Source organism: Simplicispira sp. GW247-4R2A (genome assembly GCF_059424465.1).
The window spans coordinates 133,936-148,102 of the sequence record NZ_JBWKZM010000001.1 but is presented as its reverse complement, the minus strand read 5'-3'; the positions used below and the strand labels follow the sequence as shown (position 1 = coordinate 148,102).

The window sequence follows — 14,167 nt, the reverse complement described above, 5'->3', positions numbered from 1 at the left end:
CTCTCGTAAGTATTTGATTTGTATAGGGTGAACGGCACTGCTGATTTGCTGAGCAACGTAAGCAAAGCCCCTGTTTTCAAGGCTTCGCGGCGGGTCGGGTCGTTCTATCCACAAAGTTATCCACAGAACCCCTGGATTCTTTAAAAACTTCTGAAGGATCAGCCACTTGCACCCGGATGCGCCAAAGAAGGATGAAGTCCGACATACCGATGCGGTTGTGTCCTGCACGGTGCAAGTGGCAGTGCACACCCCCGCCCACAGCGCGCTGGGCGGCTTGCTGACCTACGCCAGCCCCCAGCCCCTCGCTCCCGGCACGCTGGTGCGCGTGCCACTGGGCACGCGCGAAGTGCTGGGCGTGGTGTGGGAAGCGCCCGCCAGCGAGCCGGGCGCACCCCCCGCGCAACTGCGCGCCATCGCCGGTGTTCTTGCGGGCCTGCCGCCGCTGAACGCGCACTGGCGCGCCCTGGTGGCCTTTGCCGCGCGCTACTACCAGCGCAGCCTGGGCGAAGTGGCGCTGGCCGCCCTGCCGGCGCAGCTGCGCACCCTGGGGCCCGAGCAGATGGCGCGCCGGCTGCGCAGGCCCGCTGCGGCGGGTACGGACACCGACGCTACTCCATTGATAGCGCTTAGCGCAGAGCAGGAAAGCGCCAGAGCCGAAATTGACTCTAAAAATGGGCCTTTCCTGCTGTTTGGCAGCACCGGCAGCGGCAAGACCGAGGTGTACCTGCGCTGCGTGCAGGACCTGCTGCTGGCCGCCCCGGCAGCGCAGGCGCTGGTCATGGTGCCCGAGATCAACCTCACGCCGCAGCTCGAAGAGCGCTTTGTCGCGCGCTTTGGCGCCGGCCAGGTGGTCTCGCTGCACAGCGGCATGACCAACCCGCAGCGCCTCAAGAGCTGGCTCGCCGCGCACAGCGGGCAGGCGCGCATTGTGCTGGGCACGCGGATGGCGGTGTTTGCCTCTATGCCTGGCCTGGGCCTGATCGTGGTCGACGAGGAACACGACGCCAGCTACAAACAGCAGGAGGGCGCCCGCTATTCGGCGCGGGATCTCGCCGTCTGGCGTGCCCGCGCCTGCGGCGCCAAGGTGATCCTGGGGTCGGCCACGCCCTCATTGGAGAGCTGGCACGCCAGCCGCCCGCCAAGCGAGGGCGACCCCGAGGGCGGTCGCTACCAACGGCTTGAGATGCCCAGCCGCATCGGCGCCGCTGCCCTGCCCCGCGTGCGCCGCGTTGACATGGGGCAGCAGCCGCGCCGCGCCGTCTTCTCGGCCCCACTGCTGGCCGCCATCACCGAGCGCGTGCAGCGCGGTGAGCAGTGCATGGTGCTGCTCAACCGCCGTGGCTATGCGCCCGTGCTGCATTGCCAGGATTGCGACTGGAAGAGCGACTGCCCGCACTGCAGCGCCCACCAGGTGTTCCACAAGATCGACCGCAGCCTGCGCTGCCACCATTGCGGCTACGCCCAGCGCGTGCCGCGCGCCTGCCCGGCCTGCGGCAGCCCCGACATTGCGCCCATGGGGCGCGGCACCGAGCAGTTGGAAGAACATCTGGCCAGCCTGCTTGAAGGCGCGTCCCGGCAAGGCGGCGGCCCGGTGCGCATCGCCCGCATCGACGCCGACAGCACGCGTGCCGCCGGCGCGCTGCAAAGCCAGCTCGCCCAAGTGCACGCGGGCGAAGTGGACGTGCTGGTCGGCACGCAGATGATCGCCAAGGGGCACGACTTTCGCCGCGTCAGCCTGGTCGCCGCGGTGCAACCCGACGGCGCCTTATTTTCGAGCGACTTTCGCGCACCCGAGCGCCTGTTTGCCCTCTTGATGCAGGCCGCAGGCCGCGCCGGGCGCGACGCCGCATGGATGGCCGAGCGCGGCACCCCGTGCGAGATGTGGGTGCAGAGCCACCACCCCAAGCACCCGGTCTACGAGGCGCTGCGCCGGCACGACTATGCCGCCTTTGCCGCGCAGCAGCTCACCGAGCGCGAGCAGGCGGGCATGCCGCCTTTTGCCTTCCAGGCACTGGTGCGGGCCGACGCGCGCACGCAGGAGGTCGCCCAGGGGTTTCTCGCCGCCGCCGCCAACGCCGCGCGCGAGGCCGCATTGCCCGGCGTGGAACACATCAGCCTGTACCCACCCATCCCGCTGGCGGTGCAGCGCGTCGCCGGCGTCGAGCGGGCCCAAATGCTGGTGGAGAGCGCCAGCCGCCCGGCGCTGCAGCATTTTCTGGCCGCCTGGCAACCGCTGCTGCATGCGCTGCGGGCAGACCCCGCGCACAAAGGGCTGGTGCGCTGGCTGGTGGACGTGGACCCGCTGGCGATCTGATTCGTTTCGCAGCCGGTGCACAATGAAAAGCATCTTTCCATGTCCGCCTTGCCCGAATCCCTTGCCGCTGCCAGCGCTCCCGGAGCGCCGGCCCCAGGCCGTGTGCACGCCGTGCGCGGCGGCGTGGTCGAGGTGCGCTTTCCTCCCTCGATCCTGCCCACGCTTGGCACGGCGCTGCTCGCCTGCCCGCCCGGCGCCCCCACACTGACACTGGAGGTCGAGAGCCAGGTGGACGAATGCACCGTGCGCAGCGTCGCCCTGCAGGACACCCAGGGCCTGGCCCGCGGCGTGCCGGTGCGCTCCATGGGCGGGCCACTGGCCGTGCCCGTGGGCGACGCCCTGCTCGGGCGCCTGATCAACGTGCTCGGCGAGCCCGGCGATGGCGGCGCGCCGATTCCCGAGGACACGCCGCGCCGGCCGATCCACCGCCCGCCCCTCCCACTGGGCCAGCGCCGCGCGGTGGCCGACGTGTTTGAAACCGGCATCAAGGTGATCGACCTGCTGGCCCCCCTGGCCCTGGGCAGCAAGGCCGCCATGTTTGGCGGCGCGGGCGTGGGCAAGACGGTGCTGGTGATGGAGCTGATCCACGTCATGGCGCAGACCTACCAGGGCCTGTCGGTGTTTGCCGGCGTGGGCGAGCGCACGCGCGAGGGGCACGAACTGCTGCTGGACATGCGCAACTCGGGCATGCTGGCCAATACCATCCTCGTCTACGGCCAGATGAACGAGCCGTCCGGCGCGCGCTGGCGCACCCCGCTCACCGCGCTGACGCTGGCCGAGTACTTTCGCGACGAACAGCAGCGCAATGTGCTGCTGCTGATGGACAACGTGTTCCGCTTCGTGCAGGCGGGCGCCGAAGTCTCGGGCCTGCTCGGGCGCCTGCCGTCCCGCGTGGGCTACCAGCCCACCCTGGCCAGCGAGGTGGCGGCGGTGCAGGAGCGCATTGCCTGTGGCGAACACGCTTCGGTCACCGCGATCGAGGCGGTCTACGTGCCGGCCGACGACTTCACCGACCCGGCCGTCACCGCCATTGCCGTTCACCTCGACAGCCGCATCGTGCTCTCGCGTTCGCTCGCCGCCGAGGGCATGTACCCGGCGGTCGATCCGCTGGCCTCGCAGTCGCGCCTGCTCGACCCGGCGGTGGTCGGCCAGGCGCACTGCGACCTGGCCCGCGAGGTGCGCGAGGCCATTGCGCGCTACCGCGAGTTGCAGGACATCATTGCGCTGCTGGGCGTGGCCGAGCTCAGCGCCGAAGACCAGACGCGCGTCAAGCGGGCACGCCGGCTGCAGCGCTTCCTGACCCAGCCCTTCAGCGTGACCGAGGCCTTCACCGGCCAGGCCGGGCGCCAGGTGGCATTGAGAGACACGCTGGCCGGCTGCCGCGCCATTCTGGACGGCGCGGGCGACGATCTGCCCGAGAGCGCTTTCTACATGGTGGGCACGCTGGACGAAGCCCTGGCGAGGAAGACCCCATGAACGCGGCCGACGCCTGGCCACGGGCCAACGCCATCCACCTCGTGCTCTCCAGCCTGGGCGCCGTGGTGGTCGATGCACCGGGCGTGCGCTCGGTGCGCGCACAGGATGCCACGGGCAGCTTCGGCCTGTGGCCAGGCCATGAGGACCTGTTGGTGGTGCTCAGCGTCGGCCTGCTGTCCTGGCGCGACGCTCAGGATGCCTGGCACTGGTGCGCGGTGCGCAGCGGCGTGCTCACGCTGCGGCGCGGTTGCGAGCTGCAGATCGCCAGCCGCGAGGCCGTACTCGGCGGCGACCCCGCGCAGCTTGAGCACACCGTGCTGGAGCAGTTGCGCCAGCGCCAGCTAACCGAGGAGCATGCACGCCGCGAAAGCCACCAGATCGAAGTGCAACTGCTGCGCCAGCTGCAGCCCGGCAGGGCCGGCATGGGCACTGCGCCGGGAGTATGGCCATGAGCGAGAGCCCCTTGCCAGAGGAAGACCGCACCTGGATCGCACAGCTGCGCCAGCAGTGGGAGCGCCAGCAGCGCAGCCGCCGCGAGGGCGAACCCAGCCTGCTGCACCAGCTCGCCAGCGTGGGCGTGCTGGGCTGGGTGGTGGTCGTGCCCACGCTGCTGGGCATCGCGCTGGGGCGCTGGCTGGATGCGCACTGGCATACCGGCATCACCTTCACCGCAGCGCTGCTGCTGCTGGGCCTTGTGCTCGGCGGCTGGTCGGCCTGGCGCTGGATACACCGACCATGACGGCGCTGTTTTTCTTCCCCGGCCTGCTGCTGGGCGCATGGCACTTCGGCAGCCTGCACTGGCTCACCGGGCGGCTCACGGGCAGCGGGCAAGCCCCGTGGGGCCGTCTGTTGGCACTGCAATTGCTGCGCTTCGCGCTGCTCGCCGGTGCCTGCTACGGCGCCGCGCGCGTTGGGCCATTGGCGCTGGTGGCCCTGGGACTCGGGGTACTGGCGGCGCGGCCGCTCGTCATTCACCTTACCAAAACCCGCCGGCCACCCCCATGACCAACAGCCCGTTCAAGCACGAAGTCCTGCTGCACCTGGGGCCGCTGGCCATCACCGCGCCCGTGGTCACCACCTGGGGCGTGATGCTGGCGCTCGTTCTGGGCGCCGCCTGGCTGCGCAGCCGTCTGTCGGTGCGCACCCCAGGCCGGGTGCAGGCGCTCGCCGAACTGGCCTTGGACCTGGTGCAGACGGAGATGCGCTCGACCATGAATGCCGACCCCGCGCCCTTCCTGCCCATGATTGCCACGCTGTTCGTCTTCATCCTCACGGCCAACCTGAGCGGGCTCATACCCGGCGTCGAGCCGCCCACCGCCGCCCTGGAGACCGACCTGGCGCTCGCGCTGGCCGTGTTTGCCGCCGTGCTGGGCTGGGGCATTCGCCGGCACGGCCTCTGGGGCTACCTGCGCAGCTACGCCCAGCCCAGCCTGCTGGTACTGCCGCTGAACCTGATCGAGGCGCTGACGCGCATCGTCTCGATGTCGGTGCGCCTGTTTGGCAACATCATGAGCGGCGTCGTGATCTCCACCGTGGTGCTGGGACTGGCGGGGCTGCTCGTGCCCGTGCCGTTCATGGCACTCGAACTGCTCACCGGGCTGATCCAGGCCTATATTTTTACCGTGCTCGCCATGGTCTTCATCGCTGCGGCCGCGAGCGAATCTTCTGAACCGGAGTGACCCTTATGGACAACCACTGGATTGAACTTGTCAGCATCGTCTGCGCCGCCTTGACGGTGTCTTTTGGCGCCATTGGCCCGGCGCTCGCCGAGGGCCGTTCGGTGGCTGCGGCCATGGATGCGCTGGCCCGCCAACCCGAGGCCGCCAGCACCATCTCGCGCACGCTGTTTGTCGGCCTGGCCATGATCGAAACCACCGCCATTTACTGCCTGGTGATCGCCCTGCTGCTGCTGTTTGCGAATCCGTTCCTGCGCTAACGATGCACATCGACCTCTCCACCCTGCTGCTGCAAGCGGTCAACCTGCTAGTGCTGCTGGTACTGCTGCGCTGGCTGCTGTACCGGCCGTTGCAGTCCGTGATCGCCGCGCGGCGCGCGCTCGTCGCCAAGGAGCTGGCCGACGCCAGCGACAAAGCGGCACAGGCGCAGCAGGCCGCCAGCGCGCTGGCGAGCCAGCAGCAAACCCTGGAAACCGAACAGGCCCGTCTGCTCGACGCCGCACGCCAGGACGCCGCCGCCGAGCGCGAACAACTGCTCGCCAGCGCCCGCCTTGAGGCCAAGGCACAGCTGGACGCTGCACGTGCACAACTGGCGAGCGAACGCCAGCAGGCCGAGTCAAAGCTCTTTGTCGAAGCTTCCGGCCTGGCGGTGGATTTGGCCAGTCGGCTGCTCACATACACACCCACCGACGACAGCGCCTTCATCGAGAGTCTGCTGGCCCAGGTGGCCGCAACGCCCGAGGCGCAGCGCGCACAGTGGTTCGCGCCAGGCCGTGCGCCAGCGGTGGAGCTGTGCACCGCGCGCGCCTTGGCGCCTGCGGCGCAGCACGCGTTGCGCACGCGCCTGCAGGCCTTGCTGGGCGACAGCGTGGCCCTCACCTGCACGCACGACAGCGCCCTCATTGCCGGCGCCGAACTGCGCTTTGCCCTGGGCACGCTGGCGCTGCACTGGGCGCGTACGCTGCAAGAGGCCCGGCAGGCCCTGGCCCCGGTGGCGCAGGAAGCGGCATGAGTGAGGCCCTCTCCGAAGGTTCCGAGGTCTGCGAGACCGCGCCCGTGCCCGAACCCCTGGTGGCCAGCCTTCAGCGCTGGCGCAGCGCCGCCGCCGCGCGCCTGCCCGAAGGCGCTCAGCCGGCACATTTCGAAGAAATCGGCCGCGTGCACGCCACGGGCGACGGCATCGCAGAAATTCGCGGTCTGGCCGGAGCACGCCTGGGCGAACTGCTGCGCTTCTCCAGCGATCGCATGGGCTACGCGGCCAGCCTCAATGCCGACAGCATCGCCTGCGTGCTGCTCGACGACAGCGCTGGCGTTGCCGTGGGCGACGCCGTGCGCCGCACGGGCGACGTGGTGCAGGTGCCCGTGGGCGAGGCGCTGCTGGGCCGCGTCGTAGACCCGCTGGGCCGCCCGCTCGACGGCCGTGGGCCGGTGGCAAGCACCGAGCGCCTGCCCGCCGAACGGCGGGCGCCCAGCATTCTCGAGCGCGCACTGGTCCAAGAGCCGGTGCACACCGGCACGCTCGCCGTCGATGCCCTGTTTCCCCTGGGGCGGGGCCAGCGCGAGCTGCTGATCGGCGACCGCGGCACGGGCAAGACGGCGATTGCGGTCGATGCCGTCGTTGCGCAAAAGGACAGCGAGCTGATCTGCGTCTACATCTGCGTCGGGCAAACCTCGGAATCGGCCGCCGCCGTGGTCGCCGCCATTGAAAAGTTTGGCGCCCCCGAACGCTGCATTGTTGTCGTGGCCAGTGGCAGCACCGCCCCCGGCCTGCAATGGCTGGCGCCCTTTGCCGGGTTTTCGATGGCCGAGTGGTTCCGCGACCGGGGCGGCCATGCGCTGGTGGTGGTGGACGACCTGAGCCAGCACGCGGCCACGCACCGCGAGCTGGCCCTTCTGATGCAGCAGCCGCCGGGGCGCGAAGCCTATCCGGGCGACATTTTTCATGTGCATGCCCGGCTGCTCGAGCGCGCGGCCATGCTCTCGCCCGAGCGCGGCGGGGGCTCGCTGACGGCGCTGCCGGTGGCGCGCACCGAGGCCGGCAACCTGAGCGCCTACATCCCGACCAACCTGATCTCGATTACCGACGGGCAGATCGTGCTGAACCAGCGCCAGTTCGAGCTGGGCCAGTTGCCTGCGGTGGACACGGGCCTGAGCGTGAGCCGCGTCGGCGGCAAGACCCAGGCCCCGCTGATGCGGGGCGCGGTGGCGCAACTGCGCCTGGCTTACGCCCAGTTCCTTGAACTGGAAGTGTTCACCCGCTTTGGGACCGAGCTGGACGCGCGCGTCCAGGCGCAGATCGCCCGGGGCCGCCTGATCCGCGCGGCCCTGGGCCAGCCACGGCTGGCGCCGCAGGACTCGGCGCTGCAGGTGGCCCTGCTGATCGCGCTGCAGACCGGGCTGCTCGATACCGGCGGCCCGCAGGCACTGCCGGCCAGGCTCGCGCAACTTGGCGCCACCATTGCCGCTGACCCCGTGCTGGCGGCAGCGCTGCGCACCCGCGGCAAGCCCCCACCCGGCCTGCAGGAGCGCCTCAGTGCGCAACTGGCCCAGGTGCTGGGCGAGCCGGCAACGGCAGTGGTGTGAACCGTGGACCGCACTGCCGCCGACGTGCAAGCACGGCTTGCCACCACGCAAGGTTTTGGCGAACTGGTCAATGCGCTGCGCGGCATGGCGGCAGCCCGCTCCGAACGCGCCCGCGCCCGCATCGCCGGTGCGGACGCCTACAGCCGCACCGTGGCCGCGGCCATCGGCCAGGCCCTGGCGCTGCTGCCCGAAAGCGATGCGCCAGCGCCCTCTGCCGCCGACCACAGCCCCGGCCCCAGCACCGGCGAAGCGCTGTGGCTGGTGTTCGGTGCGGAGCAGGGCTTCAACGGCGGCTACACCGAGCGCGTGCTGGACGCCTTGCCCACCGGGACGCCAGCCGTGCGCACCGTGCTGCTGGGAGAACAGGCCCAACACATCGCGCACGTGCGCGGGCTCAAGATCGAAGCCCACGCCCCTCTGGTCGCGCACGCGGATGCCGTGATCCCCACCAGTGAACGGCTGCGCAGCTTGTTGCTTGCCACGCTGGCAAAGCGGCCTGCGGCCAGCGTCGAATTGCTGTTTGGCGAGATGGGGGCCGGCAACCACTTCGAACTGCGGCGCCAGCGCCTGCTGCCACTGGACCTCGCCACCCTGCGCGCCGCGCCCGAGCAGGCGCCGCGCGTGCACCAGAAGCCCGCCGAACTGCTGGACCTGCTGGCAGGCGAATATGTCTCGGCGCGGCTCGCCAGGGCCACCCTGCACAGCCATGCCTGCGAAAACCTGGCGCGGCTCTCGGCCATGGCGGCGGCGCACGAGAACATCACGAAGATGGGCAGCACACTGCAGGACGAGCTGCGCCGCCTGCGCCAGGAGGCCATCACCGCCGAAGTGGTGGAACTGGCCGCCGGCCTGCGCTCCCTGCGCCGGCAAAGCGACGCGGGCGCCGAACCCTAGGCCCTGCTGCCGGAATCTCAGGCCCGGCGTTGGTCGAAGCCGCCTGCACCCCAAAGCTTCAGGCGGTCTTGTAAAACGCCTCCACCACGCCCTTGAGCGTGATCAGCAGCGGCCGCCCCTTGCGGTCCAGCGTTTTGCCCGCGGGCACTTTCACCCAGCCTTCGCTCACGCAGTATTCATCGACGTCAAAGCGCTCCTTGCCGTTGAGGCGGATGCCAATATCGTGCTGGAACACCTCGGCGACGTGGTGGGCGCTGCGCGGATCGACGCTGAGGCGGTCGGGCAGCGCGGGGGGAACATGGGGCTGGGTCATGGTGGCAAATACAGAACGTAAAAAATATTACTCAAAAGTGGCTCTAGCGCTTATCTGGCATACGCTGAAAGCTATCGTAAAAATAGCATTCAAGTCAGCAATGCCACCGCTCCCGAAAAGCTCAGGAACGCCAGCGCCGTGGACACCAGAATGATGCGGGCAATGCGCCCGTTGTGCGCGCCAAAGCGCTCGGCCAGCAGCGAGACGTTGCTGGCGCTGGGCAGCGCCGCCAGCAGCACCAGCACGGTGAAGGCGAAAGGGTCCAGCGGCACACCCAGCGCCATCGCGCCGCGCCCGACCAGCCACACCAGCAGCGGGTGCACGAACAACTTGGCCAGCGCCAGCGGCACGTAGTCGCGCACCAGCACGCGCTCGTGCTGGTTCATCTGCGAGCGCGCCAGCACCGCGCCAATGGTGAACAGCGCCACCGGCGAGGCGGCATCGGCCAGCATGGCGATGGTCTTGTCCACCGGGCCGGGCAGCGTCCACGCCGCCGCCGAGGCGACCGCGCCCAGCGCGATCGACCAGGGCATCGGGTTGGTCAGCATGCCCCGCAGGGCGCGGCGCAAGGCCACCGCCATGCCATGCGTGCCGGCGCCGTCGAGCTGCGACAGCGCAATGCACAGCGAGGTGGTCAGCACCATGTCGATCATGATGGTGACGATGGCAGGCCCCGCCGCAGTGGCCCCCAGCAGGGCCACCAGCAGCGGCACGCCCATGAAGCCGGTGTTGGGAAACGCCGCCACCAGCGCGCCAAACGCCGCGTCGTTCCAGTTGGTGCGCGGGCCGCGCGTGGCCAGCACCGCACCGCCCACCATCAGCACGGCGCACAGCGTGTACACGCCGGCCACGGCCGGGTCCAGCAGTTGGGCAATCGGCGTCTGGGCGCCAAAGCGGTACAGCAGACAGGGCAACGCAAAAAACAACACAAAGGCATTGAGCCCGGGAATCGCCGGCTGCGGCAACACGCCGCCGCGCGCCGCCAGGTAGCCGCAGAGCACCAGGGCGAAGAAGGGAAAAGTAATGAGGAGGACGTCGAGCACGGGCGGTATTGTCGGGGCTTGGCCGGTGCTGCGCTTGAGCTCGCTATCATCCACGGCTCCCTTCCCCATGGCCGCGCCTGCGAGCGCCGCGCCACTTGCCCGTTGCCTACCCCCATGTCTCCCGGTCTCAACCTCGCCCAACTGCGCGCCGTGCATTTCACCGAGGGCCCCTGCCTGGTGCTGGCCGGCGCCGGCTCGGGCAAGACGCGCGTCATCACGCACAAGATTGCGCACCTGATCGAGCGCGGCATGGCCCCCAAGGCGATTGCGGCGATCACCTTCACCAACAAGGCAGCGGCCGAGATGCGCGAGCGCGCCAAGGGCCTCATCGGCCGCCAGGCCAAGGACGTGCTGATCTGCACCTTCCACTCGCTGGGCGTGCGCCTGGTGCGCGAGGACGGCAAGCTCCTGGGCCTCAAACCCCAGTTCAGCATCCTCGACAGCGACGACGTGACCAGCATCCTGAAGGACGCCGCCGGCGGCACCACCGACGCAGCCACGGCGCGCCAGTGGCAATGGACCATCAGCCTGTGGAAAAACATCGGGCTGACTGGCGCGCAGGCGCTGGCCCAAGCCAAGGACGACCACGAGCGCAGCATTGCCCTGCTGATGCAGCGCTACGAAGAGCGTTTGACGGCCTACCAGAGCGTGGACTTCGACGACCTGATCGGCCTGCCGCTCAAGCTTTTGCGGGACTTCCCCGAGGTGCGCGAGAAATGGCAGCGCCAGCTCGGCCATGTGCTGGTGGACGAGTACCAGGACACCAACGCCACGCAGTACGAGCTGCTCAAGCTCCTGGTGGGCGAGCGCGGCCACTTTACCGCCGTGGGCGACGACGACCAGAGCATCTACGGCTGGCGCGGCGCGACGCTGGACAACCTCAAACGCCTGCCGCTCGACTACCCGACCCTGCAGGTGGTGAAGCTGGAGCAGAACTACCGATCCACCTCCGCCATCCTGCGCGCGGCCAACAACGTGATCGGACCCAACCCCAAGCTGTTCCCCAAGACGCTGTTTTCCGAGCTGGGCGAGGGCGAACCGGTGCGCGTGGTCGATGCCGACAGCGAGGAGCACGAGGCCGAACGCGCCGTGGCGCGCATCCAGAGCCTGCGCGCCGCCGCCAACCCACCGCCCGAGTGGAAGAGCTTTGCCATCCTGTACCGCGCCAACCACCAGGCCAAGCCGTTCGAGAAGGCGCTGCGGCGCGCCAACATTCCGTACAAAGTGTCGGGTGGCACCAGCTTTTTCGACCGCGCCGAGATCCGCGACCTCTGCGCCTGGTTTCGCTTGTGGATCAACCAGGACGACGACCCGGCCTTTCTGCGCGCCATCACCAGCCCCAAACGCGGCATCGGCCACACCACGCTGGGCGCTTTGGGCGGCTTTGCCACGCAGCACAAGCTGAGCCTGTTTGCCGCCCTGTTCTCGCCCATGCTGCCCGCCGCCCTGCCGCGCCGGGCGCTCGATGGCCTGCATGAGTTCGGCCGTTATGTGAACGACCTGGAATACCGGGCACGGCAGACGCTGGGCGCTGAGAATGCCCGCGGCTTCCTGGCCGACTGGCTGAAAGAAATCGACTACGAAAAGCACCTCTACGACGGCGAAGACAGCGAAAAAGTCGCCGCCGCCCGCTGGACCAATGTGCTGGAGTTCTGCGACTGGATGGCCCAGCGCGCCGGCGGCCAGGTGGATGACACGGCGGGCGGCGGCGTCACGCAGGAGGCCAAAAGCCTGCTGGAAGTGGCGCAGACCATCGCCCTGCTCTCGACCTTGTCGGACCGTGAAAAAGACCAGGACGTGGTCACGCTCTCGACCCTGCACGCCTCGAAAGGGCTGGAGTGGCCGCATGTGGTGCTGGCCGGGGTCACCGAAGGCATGCTGCCCTTCAAGCTCGACGACGATGGCGGGCGGCAGCTCAAGGTGAGCGACGAAACCCTCTCGCGCCTGCAGGAAGAGCGCCGGTTGATGTACGTGGGCATCACCCGCGCCCAGCGCACGCTGGCGGTAAGCTGGACCAAGAAGCGCAAGAAGGGCCGCGAAATGGTGGCCGCGCAACCCAGCCGCTTCATTGCCGAAATGGCGCTCTCTGCCACGACGGCACGCGAAGACCCGCGCGAGAAGCTCAAGGCGCTGCGGGCGGAGTTCGCACGCAAGGTGGCGGCAGCGCCTGGGGCGACTGCCTGAGAATCTGTTGCATTTGCACTACAGACAATACTACAAAAACAATAGCTTCCTGCGCTTACTGCATAAGCGCTAGAGGCCAAAAATGCTTAAACTTTTTGCCTTGCGTGCGCGCCCATGCGCCATGACAAGGCGGTGCTTGCGGCGCGCTCCCACAGGCCGCCCGCCGCGCGCGGCCAACAATCCAGACATTCCCCATCGCAATTCGCCTGGTATTTTTCTCACCCTTCTCTTCATGACCCTGTCTGCATTCACCCCCCACGGCGCTGCCCGCGCCTGCCCCTTGCTGGTGCTGGCCCTGACGGCCAGCGCCGCCGCGCTGGCCCAGGGCGGCGGCGCTGCCATGTCTGGTGCCAGCGCGCCCGACGCCGCCTGGCGCAGCTGCGCGGCCATGACGGCCGACTCCAACGCCCGCCTGGCGTGCTTTGACGGCTGGGCGCAGCAGCAGTCACTGGGCACGCCCGTGGCCGCGGGAGGCGCGCCCGCCGCCAGCGCCATCGAAAACGCCGCTGCCCCCAAAGCCCAGGTGGACACCACCCTGCCCGCCACGCGCGTGATCGAAGTCGCCCGCACCGAGGGCTGCCGCGACCCACAGTACAGCGAGCTCTCGCGCTTCTGGGAGCTCGAATCGGGCACCGACTGCGGCACCTTCAGCTTTCGCGGCTACCGACCCATTTCCGTCTCCGTGGTGGCTGCCAGCAACGTGGACCGCGAGCCCACTTCACCGGCACCCGACCATTCGGCGCTGCAATCGGTCCCCTACCGCCGCACCGAGGGGCGCTTGCAACTCTCCGTGCGCACCAAGGTGGCCCAGGGCCTGCTGACCCAGGGCAACCCTACGCTGAGGGATTCGCTGTGGTTTGGCTACACCCAACAGTCGTACTGGCAGGTGTTCACGCCGCAGATCTCGCGCCCGTTCCGCACCACCGACCACGAGCCCGAGGTCATGTACGTCTACCCCACCGACGCACAGCTCCCCTTTGGCTGGCGCTGGCGCTACAGCGGCATCGGGCTGGTGCACCAGTCCAATGGCCAGAGCGAGCCGCTGTCTCGCAGCTGGAACCGCGCCTATCTGATGACTGGCATCGAGCTCGATAGCCGCTGGCGCCTGCAGGCCAAGGTGTGGAAACGCATTGCCGAAGACGCCAGCAGCGACGACAACCCGGACATCAGCGACTACATCGGCCGCGGCGAGCTGTCGGCGTTCTGGAACGCCACCCCGGACAGCACCCTGGGCCTGACCGTGCGCAGCTCACTGGGCAGCACGGCGCGTGGCTCGACACGGCTGGAGTGGCTGCAGGCCTTGGGCACGGGGCTGGGCGGCGGCAAGAGCAACCTGCGCCTGCACACGCAGCTGTTCTCGGGCTACGGCGACAGCATGATCGACTACAACCACAAGCGCACGGTCTTCAGCGTCGGCCTGAGCCTGGTGGATTTCTAACAGGAACACCCCCCTGAGGCGCTGCGCGCCTTCCCCCCGCTCTCGCTACGCTGCGCTGCGCGGGCAGGGGGACGACGCCCTCGCTGCGGGGCGGCCCTTGCTCGGCGTCCCACGCCTGGGGCCGCGCCAGTGGTGTGCGCTGCTGACGAGCGCGCAAGACGACCAGCAGCCCCTGAGGCGCTGCGCGCCTTCCCCCCGCTCTCGCTACGCTGCGCTGCGCGGGCAGGGGGACGACGCCCTCGCTGC

14 protein-coding genes are annotated in these 14,167 nt (G+C 69.2%); 12 read left to right on the top strand and 2 right to left on the bottom strand.

Annotation, left to right across the window (positions count from 1 at the left end; all coding sequences use genetic code 11):
• Positions 1–235: 235 nt before the first annotated feature.
• From priA to AC07ZH_RS00670, 10 genes are read left to right on the top strand one after another with little or no spacing between them, the layout of a single operon-like run.
• Positions 236–2,314: a replication restart helicase PriA gene (priA, locus tag AC07ZH_RS00715; RefSeq protein ID WP_495198253.1), complete on the top strand. Its 2,079-nt coding sequence runs from the start codon at positions 236–238 to the stop codon at positions 2,312–2,314.
• Positions 2,315–2,353: 39 nt separating this feature from the next.
• The gene (gene atpD / locus AC07ZH_RS00710) at positions 2,354–3,790 is read left to right on the top strand and encodes a F0F1 ATP synthase subunit beta (RefSeq protein WP_119109315.1); all 1,437 of its coding nucleotides are present in this window, start codon (positions 2,354–2,356) and stop codon (positions 3,788–3,790) included.
• Entirely contained in the window at positions 3,787–4,242 is a 456-nt protein-coding gene (locus tag AC07ZH_RS00705; protein WP_119109316.1) for a F0F1 ATP synthase subunit epsilon, read from the top strand. The genes atpD and AC07ZH_RS00705 overlap by 4 nt, the downstream gene beginning before the upstream one ends.
• The gene (locus AC07ZH_RS00700) at positions 4,239–4,529 is read left to right on the top strand and encodes an AtpZ/AtpI family protein (RefSeq protein WP_119109317.1); all 291 of its coding nucleotides are present in this window, start codon (positions 4,239–4,241) and stop codon (positions 4,527–4,529) included. The genes AC07ZH_RS00705 and AC07ZH_RS00700 overlap by 4 nt, the downstream gene beginning before the upstream one ends.
• Positions 4,526–4,795 (top strand): N-ATPase subunit AtpR, encoded by a 270-nt coding sequence (locus tag AC07ZH_RS00695; RefSeq protein WP_495198123.1) that lies wholly within the window; start codon positions 4,526–4,528, stop codon positions 4,793–4,795. The genes AC07ZH_RS00700 and AC07ZH_RS00695 overlap by 4 nt, the downstream gene beginning before the upstream one ends.
• Positions 4,792–5,469: a F0F1 ATP synthase subunit A gene (locus AC07ZH_RS00690; RefSeq protein WP_495198122.1), complete on the top strand. Its 678-nt coding sequence runs from the start codon at positions 4,792–4,794 to the stop codon at positions 5,467–5,469. Before AC07ZH_RS00695 ends, AC07ZH_RS00690 begins: the two co-directional genes overlap by 4 nt.
• Before the next feature lie 5 nt (positions 5,470–5,474).
• Entirely contained in the window at positions 5,475–5,726 is a 252-nt protein-coding gene (locus AC07ZH_RS00685) for a F0F1 ATP synthase subunit C (RefSeq protein ID WP_119109320.1), read from the top strand.
• A gap of 2 nt (positions 5,727–5,728) precedes the next feature.
• Positions 5,729–6,478, top strand: a complete 750-nt coding sequence (locus AC07ZH_RS00680; RefSeq protein WP_495198121.1) for a F0F1 ATP synthase subunit B — start codon at positions 5,729–5,731, stop codon at positions 6,476–6,478.
• On the top strand, positions 6,475–8,049 hold the full coding sequence (locus AC07ZH_RS00675) for a F0F1 ATP synthase subunit alpha (RefSeq protein ID WP_495198120.1): 1,575 nt from the start codon (positions 6,475–6,477) through the stop codon (positions 8,047–8,049). The genes AC07ZH_RS00680 and AC07ZH_RS00675 overlap by 4 nt, the downstream gene beginning before the upstream one ends.
• Before the next feature lie 3 nt (positions 8,050–8,052).
• Complete coding sequence (locus AC07ZH_RS00670; protein WP_495198119.1) at positions 8,053–8,943, top strand: F0F1 ATP synthase subunit gamma; 891 nt, start codon at positions 8,053–8,055, stop codon at positions 8,941–8,943.
• 58 nt (positions 8,944–9,001) lie between these two features.
• On the opposite strand, the gene AC07ZH_RS00665 is transcribed toward AC07ZH_RS00670, so the two are convergent.
• Complete coding sequence (locus tag AC07ZH_RS00665) at positions 9,002–9,256, bottom strand: DUF3297 family protein (protein WP_495198118.1); 255 nt, start codon at positions 9,254–9,256, stop codon at positions 9,002–9,004.
• A gap of 89 nt (positions 9,257–9,345) precedes the next feature.
• Positions 9,346–10,299, bottom strand: a complete 954-nt coding sequence (locus tag AC07ZH_RS00660) for an AEC family transporter (RefSeq protein WP_495198252.1) — start codon at positions 10,297–10,299, stop codon at positions 9,346–9,348.
• Between the two features lie 114 nt (positions 10,300–10,413).
• Between AC07ZH_RS00660 and AC07ZH_RS00655 the strand changes: the two genes are divergently transcribed.
• Positions 10,414–12,483 carry an ATP-dependent helicase gene (locus AC07ZH_RS00655; RefSeq protein ID WP_495198117.1) on the top strand — a complete coding sequence of 690 codons (2,070 nt, stop codon included), beginning with the start codon at positions 10,414–10,416 and terminating at the stop codon, positions 12,481–12,483.
• A gap of 232 nt (positions 12,484–12,715) precedes the next feature.
• Positions 12,716–13,921: a phospholipase A gene (locus AC07ZH_RS00650; RefSeq protein WP_119109326.1), complete on the top strand. Its 1,206-nt coding sequence runs from the start codon at positions 12,716–12,718 to the stop codon at positions 13,919–13,921.
• Positions 13,922–14,167: the final 246 nt, after the last annotated feature.

Excerpts from the sequence above, each read along its gene's own strand:
- AC07ZH_RS00690 (WP_495198122.1), top strand. The coding sequence starts at position 4,792 with ATGACCAACAGCCCGTTCAAGCACGAAGTCCTGCTGCACCTGGGGCCG.
- AC07ZH_RS00675 (WP_495198120.1), top strand. The coding sequence starts at position 6,475 with ATGAGTGAGGCCCTCTCCGAAGGTTCCGAGGTCTGCGAGACCGCGCCC.
- AC07ZH_RS00650 (WP_119109326.1), top strand. The coding sequence starts at position 12,716 with ATGACCCTGTCTGCATTCACCCCCCACGGCGCTGCCCGCGCCTGCCCC.
- AC07ZH_RS00695 (WP_495198123.1), top strand. The coding sequence starts at position 4,526 with ATGACGGCGCTGTTTTTCTTCCCCGGCCTGCTGCTGGGCGCATGGCAC.
- AC07ZH_RS00665 (WP_495198118.1), bottom strand. The coding sequence starts at position 9,256 with ATGACCCAGCCCCATGTTCCCCCCGCGCTGCCCGACCGCCTCAGCGTC.
- AC07ZH_RS00680 (WP_495198121.1), top strand. The coding sequence starts at position 5,729 with ATGCACATCGACCTCTCCACCCTGCTGCTGCAAGCGGTCAACCTGCTA.
- AC07ZH_RS00700 (WP_119109317.1), top strand. The coding sequence starts at position 4,239 with ATGAGCGAGAGCCCCTTGCCAGAGGAAGACCGCACCTGGATCGCACAG.
- AC07ZH_RS00685 (WP_119109320.1), top strand. The coding sequence starts at position 5,475 with ATGGACAACCACTGGATTGAACTTGTCAGCATCGTCTGCGCCGCCTTG.
- AC07ZH_RS00705 (WP_119109316.1), top strand. The coding sequence starts at position 3,787 with ATGAACGCGGCCGACGCCTGGCCACGGGCCAACGCCATCCACCTCGTG.
- AC07ZH_RS00655 (WP_495198117.1), top strand. The coding sequence starts at position 10,414 with ATGTCTCCCGGTCTCAACCTCGCCCAACTGCGCGCCGTGCATTTCACC.
- atpD (WP_119109315.1), top strand. The coding sequence starts at position 2,354 with ATGTCCGCCTTGCCCGAATCCCTTGCCGCTGCCAGCGCTCCCGGAGCG.